Raw genomic sequence first — 12,560 nt, forward strand, 5'->3', positions numbered from 1 at the left:
AATAATTATATGCCCGGGTGCCTTTATATGGCTTTTTGAAGTGCTTTTACAAGCAGTTCGCCATAGAGAGCATTGGCATGAATAAGGTCATGTTGCGATTGACTTTTCAAAACGGCATCATTCAATGGCTTTGAACCTGTCATATAGTCGTTGATGGTAAATATGCCGCGTGTAATTGATTTATCAGGTTGGGCAATATATTGCGCGCCGAATTTTTCAAGATATCGGGAAAGACAGGCTTCAAACATTCCTAAAAGCTGTTTGCAGGTGTCAATACGATCATCATCAAAACGGTAAATTTTCTGCGTTTTTGTAATAAATTCAGAAGGCAATGGAGCTAATGATACATAGGCCTGTTTATCAGTAACCTGCCGCAGTTTTTCCAACGTTGTGTGCAGGAGCGTACCATGAATGAATTTCTCGAATGTTTCTTCGATTAAGGCATTAGAGAGAAAACCGCCTTCTTTGATGTATGTATCCATCTTGATAATAGTTTGAACCAACATGGAGCCACTTACCAACCCATGGAGATAAAAGCTTTTATATTTTTCTGGGTTAATTTCATTAGTGATATTGCCAGAGGTTTTTAAAAAACTGTCTCTTAGGTTTTTATCGTTTGAGCTGAGCTTGCCGTCTTCGGCCTTAAGCAAACGCATAGATTGGCCTGGTCCGCCAAAAAATGTAAATTTGAAGGATCCTGTGTAATCTGAACTGTCTACAAACCGTTTCAATGCGGTTATGTGGGAACTGCCAAGAAGGGCAACTTTATTTTTTCTCCGAAAAAGCATCCAGCAATTCCTCTTCGCAGACAATATCATCTTCATCATTCTGGATTGTTTGTGTTTCCGCTTGAGCATGTTCTTTGGGTGCATTGGGAACATCGAAATCTGCAAAAAAATGTTCCATTACGTGCGCAACACCTCTGTTGGCTACGCTGCGTTGGTTTGGCTCGTAAAACATGCCTTTGTATGGCGTGCCTGTAATGATCTCATAAGATGGGAAATAATCTACATCATCTCTTTCATCAGCCAGATCTCCTGCAACGGCTCTAAGAGTTGATTTAGAATATGTAGTGGATACCAGAACATGTTTTTCTGCAGCGGTTGCCGTTAACGGTACCGGGGATACTGTAAGAATGAATTTAATGTCATCATTAATGCTTTTGACTAATTCAATTGCCTTAACAAGTGAGGAATGAATTTCAGGGTATTTAAGATTCACAAAAACATGTTTGGATTTATCAAAGCTGCCTTGAAGTGTTCCTGGGCAAAGTGGGTAGAAATATCCTTCTTCAGTGTTTTTCCAGGCCTCGGTTAACCCCAGAGTGAATACAAAGAACTTAGCGGTCTTTAAACTTTTGCGAATAGCAGTGAATGTAGCATTACGCGCAGCTATCAGTTCTTCTTCACTGGTAAAGCCGTTAGGCTCAATGTTTGGGCGGAAAGGGTCGTAATAGCGGCCGTTAGCATCCTTCCAGCATTCTTTGGGGGCTTTCGATGGATCTACCGCCCATTCAAGCCACTGAAGAAGTAAGCTTGTGGTGTAGATGTTTCCCGTACGGAATGAAAAAATACCGTAGTTATATTTATGTTTGGTTTCTGCATCGATAAAATCTGGAGCAATTTCCCCATCATGCCAGTTATAACCATTAGCTGATAAGGCTTTGCCAATATGTTGTGCAAAACAAGAACCTGCAGTTAAAACTTGTTGATCAGGAAGTATTTTAAACTTGGGTTTCCATAAACCTTCAATGTTTAGAGGGTTTTTGCTGGCAACAGCGGTACGCCAAAAAGCTTCGGTAGGTAGATTTGAATATGGATGCATCACCAATATACTTTTCTTCTCTAGGGCTTCTATCCAGTAGTATTATATGCATTGATACGCTTATATTTTTGCAAAGGGTTTTTCGAGTATCAACGCATAAGTATATGTAGCTATAATTACAGCCTTTCCGATATGTCGCCAATTAATTGAGTGGTCGAAATGCCATCTGTTCTTTCGAGATAAACTACCTCACATAGGGGTTTATACTCGTCAAACTTGCCTTCCCAGTCATTTCCCATTACGAGCGCATCTGCTTTAAATCGCTGAATGTATTCACCCTTTTTCTCAAGAGATTCTTCTACAAATACTTCATCAACGCATTCTAAAGCTTTGATAATTTCAACACGGTCTGCAGTGCTATATACTGGGGCTCTGTCCTTTTTTGATATGTTGAGCTCATCGCTCGATACACCAACAATCAAATGATCTCCAAGTGCCGCAGCTCGTTTTAGCAATCTGATATGACCGATATGAAGTAAGTCATATGTGCCAAACGTAATTATTCGTTTCATTATGTTCCCAATAGGTAGTCATTTACTTGATTTTTGTATCGTGCAATATACGCATAGATTTATGTAAGTAAAGCAATAGCCCTTTGGGAAAGCTTCGTTTCCCTTGGTTCCTGTTCGGAGAAATTTTTAAATATGTCTAACTTTAAATCGGGTCAACTTGACCGATTGAAGAAAAATTTTCAGCAGCTTAGCGAAGGTATGAATTTAACAGAGTTAGGTAAGTTTCTACCTGGTCATAAGTGGTCGCCTTCGACAGCGTTAAAAGCACTGCATATCTCTGTACCTAAGGGCATTAAGAAAATTCGTATTGAGTCTGATTCAGGCGCTAGTTCATCTCTGTGTTTTAGCCAGCTTAGTTTTATTGGCCTGGAAAAAGGCAAGGTTATGCTGACTGATTTGTCAGAGTATGTGACTGCTTCTCAAAGCAGCCATTACCGAGATGCAGGCAATGCTGAAGCAGCAACTTCAGGTGCACTTTTTAGTAATAATATACATACAAAAGCTGAAGTGGGTGCCTTTTGGCAGGCTGATTTACCTGACACGGTAGAACTGCAGGATATTTACCTGCAAAAACGAGGGGGTGTTGAAGGTATTAACCACAGTAAGCTGAAAGTTTTTGGTACAAGAAGTACAGGTGAAGATGTTCTCCTGTACCGAAACTTTGAAGGCGAGTTTCGAAGTGCCCAATTGCAAGAACTTATAGCTTCAACTATTGAAGCGGCCGAGCAGCTTGGAAAGTTTGTACCGGACAGGAAAAAAGAAACTTACGATTTACTGCTTGAGCTAATTGCCGCAGATATAGCTGAAGCTGCTGCTCTGCGTAAAAAAGAGGTATTTGAACCAAATCAACTTTGGCGGACTTCTCTTGCTCGTAAACTATTGAAGCTTGTTGATGCTGCTTTGGTGCCTGGGCAGGATTTTGGAACCAAGCCTGAAAGCGGTTATGTTGCCAAGTTTGCAAAGCAAAAAGCACGTTTTTTGCGTATCAGGGTATATGGTGCTTTGGCCACGTCTCTTGGGGGAATACAGCTTTTAAATAGCAACGTACCAGATGCTGATATGCCTGTTTTTTCAGGTAAAACAACCAAATTTATGTATCATATATCAAGTGCTTTTGCGCCTGATTATTACCAACTGGGTTTCAGAGGAAAAGCTTGCTCTCGTATTATCGAATTTGAGAGCGAGGAAGAGTTTGATGGGCTGCGCGTTTGGAACGTTAACCAAATGCAATGTGCAAATACCTTGTTTATTGATTTCGAAATCAGTGATGACCGAAAGACATGGACATGTATTCACCGAAAAGGTCGGGAATATAAATATTTAAATGATATACTGGATCTTGTTGGTGCTTTGTGCCCTTCGCCAATGCTGCCTGAGCATGGATATGTATTGGGGAAAATGTTCACCATCTATCGCCGCCGTAATATGATCAAACCTTTATCTGCATTAACTAGAAATTCAGGAAATCTGGAAGAAAAGGTTTTTGAAGGTTCTAACTCTGTATTCGATCAACAAAAGTATGCGTCTCCGCTCCGCCTTGGGAAGCATGGATTGATGGTACCGATTGGATATCGGGACGAAAAGGAAACAATGCAGCAGCTTTGTAGGGTTCGTGATGATATTGAAGCACTCGGATATAAGCCGATGCTGATGTATGGAACGTTATTGGGTGCGGTGAGGGAAAAAGATTTTATTCCACATGATGATGATCTTGACCTGGCAATTATTGTTGAAGACGTACACCCAGATAAGTTGATTGAAGAGGCAGATAAAGTTTATGACGCGATGAAGGCCGCTGGGATTAAAACTAGCCGGGGCCCAGCCCATGCACCTCTATTTCACTGTCAGAGGCCACCTTTAACAATTGATATATTTATATTAGCGCAGTTTGAGGGAAAAATATATTGGCCTCATAAAGCTCTGGCAATTGTGCCTGAGGATGCAAATATCTTTCTTCCGGCTGGGCAGATAGAATTCAAAGGTGAATTATTCTCTGCCCCAGCGGATGTAGAAGCTGTCCTGGAAGCTCGGTACGGAGCAGACTGGCGCATCCCAAACGCTGCTTTTGAGTGGACAGGGCAGTAATTTGATTATTGTTATGTGAGTAGGATCTTTTTTACATAATTACAAATTTATAAGAAAAATATACTCAAAAATAGCTATTTGTATATATTTTTTGAAAAGTTAATCTCTGATATATGAGTTGTATAGAAAATATTGATTTCTTGTTACTTGTATATGGAGTAGGACCTTCCCAAGTTATTGAAGGGTTTTTTCCGTGGATTAATACCTACGGTGAGATATTCTTGAAGTGCATGTATTAATTTTAGGCGGTTATTAATGACAAAAACGCTTACTCATTTGAAGCGACTGGAAGCGGAAAGCATCCAGATTATGCGGGAAGTTGCAGCAGAAGCTGAAAACCCAGTAATGCTTTATTCTATTGGTAAAGACAGTAGTGTGATGCTGCATCTTGCCATGAAGGCATTTTACCCTTCAAAACCTCCGTTTCCTGTAATGCATGTGGATACCACGTGGAAATTCCGCGAGATGATCGAATTCCGCGACCGTATCTGTAAAGAAAACGGTCTGGACCTTATTGTGCACATCAATGAAGAAGGTGTGAAAGAAGGCGTTGGCCCGTTCACTCATGGTTCCGCAATCCACACGGATGTGATGAAAACACAGGCGCTTAAGCAAGCGCTTGATAAATACAAGTTTGATGCAGCCTTTGGTGGCGCACGCCGGGATGAAGAGAAATCCCGTGCGAAAGAACGTGTATTTTCTTTCCGCTCTGCCCAGCACCGCTGGGACCCAAAGAACCAGCGCCCAGAGCTGTGGAGTGTTTATAACACCCGTAAATCGCAAGGTGAAAGCATCCGTGTATTCCCGCTTTCCAACTGGACCGAGCTTGATATCTGGCAATATATCCACTTGGAAAATATAGAAATCCCAAGCCTTTACCTTTCTGAAAAACGCCCGGTTGTTGAGCGTGATGGCCAGCTCTTTATGGTTGATGATGACCGCATGCCTCTCCGTGAGGGTGAAACACCAGAGATGAAAATGGTGCGGTTCCGCACGCTTGGCTGTTATCCGCTAACGGGCGCCGTGGAATCTGAAGCCAGCACACTTACTGAGGTTATTCAGGAAATGCTGCTGACAACCACATCCGAGCGTCAAGGCCGGGTGATTGACCATGATAGCGCAGCTTCCATGGAAAAGAAAAAGCAGGAAGGATACTTCTAGCCTTTTGGGTAGAGTATTTGGATTGGAACCGTTTCATGACACGCCGCGCATACGTTGATCATAATGCCAGAAGATTATTCTACTGGTCCCCCAAAGCTGGATGTACCAGCTTTGTGCGCTGGTTTATGATTAATCGGTTAGGCGTTCGCTATAAGGATTATAAGGACCGTTATTCCGGCCCCCGAGGATATCTGGATGGTGAAGGGTACGGCCTGGATCATAAAGAAGCGAACAAGCTAGCACTTGAAGAGGGCTATGAAACAGTTGCTCTTGTACGTCATCCCGCTACACGTGTTTTAAGCGCCTATCTGAATAAGTTTGTTCTGTATGGTGGTGATTGGTTGACATCGCGGGAGAGGCTGGAGCCTTTTGTTCAAATGTCACTGCGTCAGTGGGGGTATGATGAAAGTGATGATCAGCTTTATGCTGGCATTTCGTTTAGCCAGTTTCTGGATGTTTTATCAAAACATGTAAAAGCGGCAGGTAGGGCTTGCCCAAAACTTGATAACCACTGGAATATTCAGTCTCAAATCAATGATGCGGCAACCACTTTCAGTTTTGATCATATTTTCAAAATCGAAGAGATGAATCTGTTTAGTGAATGGCTGAAAGAACAATATGGTATCGATGCTGATATCGAGCATAAAAATCAAACCAAATACGAAACCAGTGAAACCTATGCTGATTATAGCGAACTGTCTTCCGTAGAGATCGCTGAGGCACAATATCCTCTGCATGCGAATAGTTTTTTGCAACAGCATACCCTTGAAAAAATACACCAAATCTTCGCGACAGATTTTGACGTGTTCAATTATGACCCAATGGTCATCCCACAACGATAGAAATTGCCATGGCACACCAAGACGAACTCATTGCTAAAGATATTGATGCATACCTCAAAGCGCAGGAAGAGAAATCCATGCTGCGTTTCATCACCTGTGGTAGCGTGGATGATGGTAAATCAACGCTGATTGGCCGCCTTCTTTATGATAGTAAGATGATCTTTGAAGATCAGCTGAATGCACTTGAATCTGACAGTAAGAAAATGGGTACGCAGGGCGAGGAAATTGATTTCGCACTGCTTGTTGATGGCCTCGCTGCCGAGCGTGAGCAGGGCATCACCATTGATGTAGCATACCGTTTCTTCTCAACAGATAAGCGCAAATTCATTGTGGCGGATACCCCAGGCCACGAACAGTACACCCGTAATATGGCAACAGGTGCTTCCACGGCAGATGTAGCCATCCTGCTGATTGATGCGCGCAAGGGTGTGCTTACCCAAACACGTCGCCACAGTTTTATCGCCAGCTTGCTTGGTATCAAGCATGTAGTGCTTGCGGTGAACAAGATGGACCTTGTGGACTATGACCAGAAGGTACTGACAGATATTGAGCTGGAATACCGCGAATTCGCGAAAAACTTCGGTTTCAAGCAGATTGTATCCATTCCGGTTTCCGCGCTCAAAGGCGATAATATCCTGAACCACAGTGAGAACACACCGTGGTATAACGGCCCGTGCCTTCTTGAGTATCTGGAAACTGTTGAGGTTGATGATGATCGCCAATCCGCAGATTTCCGTATGCCGGTGCAGTGGGTGAACCGCCCGAACCTTGATTTCCGTGGTTTCTCTGGTTCCATCGCATCGGGTACTGTACGTGTTGGTGACAGCGTAAAAGCTCTGCCAAGCGCGAAGGAAAGCAAGATTAAATCCATCGTTACCTATGATGGTGAACTTGATTACGCGGTGGCGGGTGAAGCGGTAACGCTCACCCTTGAGGATGAGATTGATATCTCCCGCGGTGATGTGATCGCAGGCAAAGATAACCCGCCAGAAGTGGCAGATCAGTTCGAAGCAAAAATCATCTGGATGTCAGATGAAGCCATGCTGCCGGGCCGGCCATATCTTTTCAAAACATCAAATAAGATGATGCCGGGCGTGGTAACAGACCTGAAAAACAAGGTGAACGTAAACACGCTTGAAGAAACAGCTGCCAAGAAGCTTGAGTTGAATGAAATTGGCCGCTGTAACATTAATCTGGATAGCCAGATCGCGTTTGATCCATACGATACAAACCGCGAAATGGGCAGCTTCATCATCATTGACCGCATGACCAATAACACAGTTGGTGTGGGCATGATCGATTTTGCCCTTCGCCGTGCCTCCAACATCCACTGGCAAGCTATGGATGTGGATAAAGAAGCACGTGCTGAGCAGAAGCACCAGCGCCCTGCGGTTCTGTGGTTCACGGGGCTTTCCGGTTCAGGTAAATCAACCGTTGCCAACATTGTTGAAAAGCGCCTGTTTGCGCGCGGTCGCCACACTTATGTGCTGGATGGTGATAATGTGCGCCACGGCCTCAATAAAGATCTTGGCTTCACGGATGCTGACCGTGTGGAAAACATCCGCCGTGTAGGTGAAGTATCCAAGCTTATGGTGGATGCGGGCCTTATGGTGATGACCAGCTTTATCTCACCCTTCAAAACCGAGCGCCGCATGGTGCGCGAGATGATGGGCGAAGGTGAGTTCATTGAAGTGTTTGTGGATACCCCGATTGAGGTATGTGCCGAGCGTGATCCGAAAGGCCTTTATAAGAAAGCAAAAGCAGGTGAAATTAAAAACTTCACAGGCTTTGATAGCCCTTATGAAGAACCAGAGCGCGCTGACATCCACGTAAAAACTGCGGAATTCGCCGCAGAAAAATGCGCAGACCAGATTATAGAATATCTCGAAGAAAATGGTTATCTGAACGCGAACGGAAACGGGCAGCGATAAGCCAGATGAAAAGCGATAGATAAAATATTTAAAGGCTGGGATTTCTCCCGGCCTTTTTTGTAACTGAATGCCAGATAAGGGAGAGTGTAGTATGCTCAAAGAGACAATTGTAAAACTTATGGATTTCAAGCGCTGGGCCAATAAGCGTACATTCGGGTTTGCTATGTCTTTAACGGAAGAAGAAGCGCTCAAGCACCGGAACACCCATTTTGGTAACATCGTTCACACACTTAACCATGTGTATGTGGTGGATGATATTTTCAGGGCCCACCTTGAAGGGCGTGCGCATGGCTATATGGGCAGAAATACAGATACATCCCCACCTCTTGCCGTTGTGTTTGAAGCACAGCAGATGATGGATGATTGGTGGTGTGCTTACGCGGAAAGCATGACCGAAGAATTGCTTGCGGAAGTGATCAATTTCACCTTCGTAGATGGCGGCGAGGGCGCGATGACCCGAGGCGATATTTTCATGCATATTGTAAACCACGGCAATTATCACCGGGGTTTTGTGGGTGCTATGCTCAATCAGGCTGGGGTAACACCAGATGCCACTGATTATCCTGTATATCTGCGTGATGTAGTTTAAACGTAAAGATTGCCGTTAAGGTGAAAATCACATTGTGTTGAAAGACTTAAGAAAGGCTGCCATGGGCGGTAGCCTTTTTTATTCTGGTGTGTATAGTTCCCTCATTGGTTGGGAGGATGTATGCAAACACTACTGGATGATGCGAAGAAGGAATTGGCAGAGGGCGAAGAAATTCTCTGGCATGGGCAAGGAACTTCGCGGTTTTTACTATCAGGCAATGAATGGTTGTGCTTAGGCGTGGTGTTGTATCAGGTTTGGAGCTTTTTCTTCCTGACAGGAAATGTGGAATATGCTGATCTGAAAGAAATGCCGGATAAAGTATTCTATCTTCTTAACTGGTTAGCTTATGCCCTTGTACCAATCCTATTATTTTTTGGCTTAGGTGTTCCTCGCATTAGGATGAATTGGCGAAAGAATTCTTTGTATGTCCTCACCAATGAGCGTGTTCTGCTGCTTCACGGGAAAGGCACAGAGGCGGTTTCCTATAAAGGACTGAGAGCAGTGCATTTAGTGCGTCATTGGGGTGGCCGGGAATCTATAATTTTTGAACCCTTGCAAAGCAATATTCCGGTCAGCTACGGAATGCTGTTGGCGACATATCGTTATATGGGTGGCAGTGGCCAGATAGTACATTTTTCAATGCTCGAAGATGCCGCAGAAGCAAAGGCAGTGTTAAGCCAGATTGCGCCGGGTAAACTGGATAATGAACTCGTTGGTGAAGCTGCATAGCCTGGCGATTTCAGTGCGAAATATGTGGTGATGAACAAAGGAAATAGATGCTGGATTTGTTAACTAAAGCCAAAGATGAACTTGTTGAAGGTGAAGAAATCCTTTGGCACGGGCAGGGCGGTTCGAAAATACATTTTACCGGGCTTCAGATCACACTATTTGCATTCGCTGTGTTTTTGGTGATGTGGGTTTTGATTGGCGGACTGGTTCAGTTAGTTAGTGCTGATTTAGATACTGCAATTGAATATGTGACGGGTACCACTAAGCTCATGCTTCTGGTGCAGGCTATACCACTATTTACAATAGGGTATAGTGAAGCTGAAAGAACAGCAAACGAGAGGAAAGCATCCCTATATGTGCTTACCAATAAAGGCGCTATTCGGTGCACGCATAAGGGTGTGTTTTGCTATAACTATAATGAGCTGAAAACTATTCATTTGAAGAAGCACAGGAACGGTGCAGAAGCCATTATTTTTGAACCAAAAAAAACACAAGCGGTGCTCGGCTATAAAGGATACCGTTTCTTCGGGAATGGCGGGCTTGTATCTTTTGCAGTGCTTGAAGATGCGGCGGGAGCGAAGGCTGTGCTAAGTCGGATTGTGCCGGATAAGCTGGATGGTGAGTTCACAGGCGCGGTGGTGTAATTTCCTGAATAATGCCGTTTCTTAAAGGTTCTCGACAATGGTAGTCTTTTTTATAAAGAGATTTCGTGTTATTATACATATTCATCGTCATAGATTTAGGTTGATAAAGTATTCACATGGCAACAAAAGAAATAACCCGAAATCAAAACACAGGTAGATTTGTTGTTTCTGAACAAAGCAATCGTGGCACAAGTAGGAAAACTACTAGGATAGTAAAATCGCCCGTAAAAAAGGGACATTTCACTGTTAGTGATGCTCAGTATACTATACGGCAGTCATTAAAAAAGACCGGCTAGTTTTCATAAAAGTTGGGGGTGTATGTCTAGTCAATATTCTGGCTATACAGATAATGTGTTTATTAATTGTCCATTTGATGATCAATATAAACCGCTATTGAATGCTATAATTTTCACCATTTTTGATTGTGGCTTTGTCGCTAGATCTGCTCTTGAAGTGGAGGATGGCGCTGAAGTTCGTATGGATAAAATATATCGTCTTATTGATGATTGTAAGTTTGGAATTCACGATCTTTCTCGTACGGAGTTAGATGAAACAAATCAGTTACCCCGATTTAATATGCCTTTGGAATTAGGATGTTTTTTAGGGGCTAAAAGATTTGGTGAGAACAAACATAAATCTAAGAAAGCTCTCATTTTAGATGTGGAAAGATATAGATATCAGGCTTTTATCTCCGATATTGCAGGTCAAGATATTAGAGCTCACAATAACGATGTAAATGAGGTAATTCGTGTTGTTCGTAATTTTTTGCAGCGGGACTCAAGGCGTGTAACTGTACCCGGCGCGAATATAATTATTGAACATTACCAGAGATTTATACAGACGTTACCACAAATGGCGAATGATTTAAGAATGGATGAGGAAGAGCTAGGTTTCAATGATATTTGTATTTTGTCTTCTGTGTGGCTGACGGAAGCAGGAGAAATAGAATAGTATACGTAACTCTAATTTGGCTCAGTAACTGAGATATCCATGTATAAAGAACCATCATCATGACCAATCACCCTGATGCTAAAACGCTTGCTCGGCTTTGGATTGAAGGCTGGATCGCGGGTAAGCCAGATGATATTCCGCTGGCGGATGAATTTACCCACACCAGCCCTTTTGGCCGTATGGAAGGGCGGGAGAAATATCTGGAATGGGTGAAGCCCATGGCGGCGGAAAATGTTGTCTCGCTTAAGATCGTTCGCATTATGGGCGAAGGGAATGAAGCAGTTATTCATTTTATCCACGAAACACCCAAAGGCCCTCGGCCTGCTGTTGATTGGCTCGTGTGCAAAAACGGCAAAATTCTGGAAATTCAATCTTTCTATGATGCCATCGAACTGCGGGATTAATTCCTGACAGGCTTAGATAAGCTGCTATCCCTATAGTCGTGCCCGTAGAGGGCCACATAAACCAACTAAAGAAGCGTCCCTTACAACTAAGGTTTTGTTGTTTTATATGCTCCCCGCGCTATGTTTTGCCTACACGACGATAGCGAGAGTTAAAAATGAAAAAATATCTAAAATATTGTTCCGCCACCCTTTTGTGTGCGGCCCTGTTGGGGCACGCAGCTGTGGCAGCTGAAGAAACTAACCCTTGGGATAACGCCTACAATAACGAAACCAAAGAGCGTTTCATTCCTGTTGAGCTGTTCACTGGCCTCAAGTGGGACGGTAAGCACGAACTGGTGCTGAAGGAAGCCACCACCACCACCTGTGTTTCAGTGAACGGCAGGCAGTGTAATGATTTTTATATTAAAGGCCCTTTTAAAACCGAAACCAATGATACGGAGATTAAGTGGGCTGGTGAAGAGATTCCCTACTATATCCGTACGTTCGATAACCCCTATACGGGCAAAGTGATATCCCATTTCACTATCAATGCATCACGGGATGGCCTGGTGCGCCTTTATGATAAGCGCAAAAAGTGGGGTGAGAGAATATATACTGGCCTTGGGATTAAATTCCCGCTGGGTAACTGGAAGCAGGGCGAGGTACGCACCTATCTTTCACCAAGGCCAATAAGGCTTGAAATTCTGGAACTGGATGGGCCTGATCACTGCCTTAAATTCCGCTGGACCATTGGCGATGGTTCGAAAAGAAATTCCGATAATATCTATACCTTCTGCCCCAATATTGGTTTCAAGGCCATGGAGCACGCCAATCGCTCTCGTAAGCGAGATAGAAAATAAAGTGTTTAAAGGATGAAGCAATTTTTGCTTCATCCTTTAAACACGAAAA

13 protein-coding genes are annotated in these 12,560 nt (G+C 43.5%); 10 read left to right on the plus strand and 3 right to left on the minus strand.

Annotated elements, in window-relative coordinates; all coding sequences use genetic code 11:
- Positions 1-23: 23 nt before the first annotated feature.
- The 3 genes from KFE96_RS06795 to KFE96_RS06805 form a co-directional block, all read right to left on the minus strand.
- Positions 24-788, minus strand: coding sequence for a hypothetical protein (locus KFE96_RS06795; protein ID WP_255835229.1), 765 nt, complete (start codon positions 786-788; stop codon positions 24-26).
- On the minus strand, positions 766-1,824 hold the full coding sequence (locus KFE96_RS06800) for a GSCFA domain-containing protein (RefSeq protein ID WP_255835592.1): 1,059 nt from the start codon (positions 1,822-1,824) through the stop codon (positions 766-768). The genes KFE96_RS06795 and KFE96_RS06800 overlap by 23 nt, the downstream gene beginning before the upstream one ends.
- 116 nt (positions 1,825-1,940) lie before the next feature.
- Positions 1,941-2,336 (minus strand): adenylyltransferase/cytidyltransferase family protein, encoded by a 396-nt coding sequence (locus KFE96_RS06805; RefSeq protein WP_255835230.1) that lies wholly within the window; start codon positions 2,334-2,336, stop codon positions 1,941-1,943.
- A 132-nt stretch (positions 2,337-2,468) separates the two neighbouring features.
- On the opposite strand from KFE96_RS06805, the gene KFE96_RS06810 reads away from it, so the two are divergent.
- From KFE96_RS06810 to KFE96_RS06855, 10 genes are all read left to right on the plus strand, one after another.
- Positions 2,469-4,421, plus strand: a complete 1,953-nt coding sequence (locus KFE96_RS06810) for a LicD family protein (protein ID WP_255835231.1) — start codon at positions 2,469-2,471, stop codon at positions 4,419-4,421.
- 255 nt (positions 4,422-4,676) lie between these two features.
- Positions 4,677-5,582, plus strand: a complete 906-nt coding sequence (gene cysD, locus KFE96_RS06815) for a sulfate adenylyltransferase subunit CysD (RefSeq protein WP_255835232.1) — start codon at positions 4,677-4,679, stop codon at positions 5,580-5,582.
- A 35-nt stretch (positions 5,583-5,617) separates the two neighbouring features.
- Positions 5,618-6,424: a sulfotransferase family 2 domain-containing protein gene (locus KFE96_RS06820; RefSeq protein ID WP_255835233.1), complete on the plus strand. Its 807-nt coding sequence runs from the start codon at positions 5,618-5,620 to the stop codon at positions 6,422-6,424.
- A gap of 8 nt (positions 6,425-6,432) precedes the next feature.
- Positions 6,433-8,355: a sulfate adenylyltransferase subunit CysN gene (gene cysN / locus KFE96_RS06825; RefSeq protein ID WP_255835234.1), complete on the plus strand. Its 1,923-nt coding sequence runs from the start codon at positions 6,433-6,435 to the stop codon at positions 8,353-8,355.
- A gap of 91 nt (positions 8,356-8,446) precedes the next feature.
- Entirely contained in the window at positions 8,447-8,944 is a 498-nt protein-coding gene (locus KFE96_RS06830; RefSeq protein WP_255835235.1) for a DinB family protein, read from the plus strand.
- 120 nt (positions 8,945-9,064) lie between these two features.
- Complete coding sequence (locus KFE96_RS06835) at positions 9,065-9,673, plus strand: hypothetical protein (RefSeq protein ID WP_255835236.1); 609 nt, start codon at positions 9,065-9,067, stop codon at positions 9,671-9,673.
- A gap of 47 nt (positions 9,674-9,720) precedes the next feature.
- Positions 9,721-10,317, plus strand: coding sequence for a hypothetical protein (locus KFE96_RS06840; protein ID WP_255835237.1), 597 nt, complete (start codon positions 9,721-9,723; stop codon positions 10,315-10,317).
- A gap of 318 nt (positions 10,318-10,635) precedes the next feature.
- Complete coding sequence (locus KFE96_RS06845) at positions 10,636-11,268, plus strand: hypothetical protein (RefSeq protein ID WP_255835238.1); 633 nt, start codon at positions 10,636-10,638, stop codon at positions 11,266-11,268.
- 59 nt (positions 11,269-11,327) lie between these two features.
- Positions 11,328-11,672 (plus strand): nuclear transport factor 2 family protein, encoded by a 345-nt coding sequence (locus KFE96_RS06850; RefSeq protein ID WP_255835239.1) that lies wholly within the window; start codon positions 11,328-11,330, stop codon positions 11,670-11,672.
- A 155-nt stretch (positions 11,673-11,827) separates the two neighbouring features.
- On the plus strand, positions 11,828-12,511 hold the full coding sequence (locus tag KFE96_RS06855; RefSeq protein ID WP_255835240.1) for a hypothetical protein: 684 nt from the start codon (positions 11,828-11,830) through the stop codon (positions 12,509-12,511).
- The last annotated feature ends 49 nt before the right edge of the window (positions 12,512-12,560 follow it).

Source organism: Kordiimonas sp. SCSIO 12603, assembly GCF_024398035.1.
In the GTDB taxonomy this organism is placed as follows: domain Bacteria; phylum Pseudomonadota; class Alphaproteobacteria; order Sphingomonadales; family Kordiimonadaceae; genus Kordiimonas.

Coding starts and splice junctions, on each gene's coding strand:
- KFE96_RS06795 (WP_255835229.1), bottom strand. CDS start 788: ATGCTTTTTCGGAGAAAAAATAAAGTTGCCCTTCTTGGCAGTTCCCAC.
- KFE96_RS06800 (WP_255835592.1), bottom strand. CDS start 1,824: ATGCATCCATATTCAAATCTACCTACCGAAGCTTTTTGGCGTACCGCT.
- KFE96_RS06805 (WP_255835230.1), bottom strand. CDS start 2,336: ATGAAACGAATAATTACGTTTGGCACATATGACTTACTTCATATCGGT.
- KFE96_RS06810 (WP_255835231.1), top strand. CDS start 2,469: ATGTCTAACTTTAAATCGGGTCAACTTGACCGATTGAAGAAAAATTTT.
- cysD (WP_255835232.1), top strand. CDS start 4,677: ATGACAAAAACGCTTACTCATTTGAAGCGACTGGAAGCGGAAAGCATC.
- KFE96_RS06820 (WP_255835233.1), top strand. CDS start 5,618: ATGACACGCCGCGCATACGTTGATCATAATGCCAGAAGATTATTCTAC.
- cysN (WP_255835234.1), top strand. CDS start 6,433: ATGGCACACCAAGACGAACTCATTGCTAAAGATATTGATGCATACCTC.
- KFE96_RS06830 (WP_255835235.1), top strand. CDS start 8,447: ATGCTCAAAGAGACAATTGTAAAACTTATGGATTTCAAGCGCTGGGCC.
- KFE96_RS06835 (WP_255835236.1), top strand. CDS start 9,065: ATGCAAACACTACTGGATGATGCGAAGAAGGAATTGGCAGAGGGCGAA.
- KFE96_RS06840 (WP_255835237.1), top strand. CDS start 9,721: ATGCTGGATTTGTTAACTAAAGCCAAAGATGAACTTGTTGAAGGTGAA.
- KFE96_RS06845 (WP_255835238.1), top strand. CDS start 10,636: ATGTCTAGTCAATATTCTGGCTATACAGATAATGTGTTTATTAATTGT.
- KFE96_RS06850 (WP_255835239.1), top strand. CDS start 11,328: ATGACCAATCACCCTGATGCTAAAACGCTTGCTCGGCTTTGGATTGAA.
- KFE96_RS06855 (WP_255835240.1), top strand. CDS start 11,828: ATGAAAAAATATCTAAAATATTGTTCCGCCACCCTTTTGTGTGCGGCC.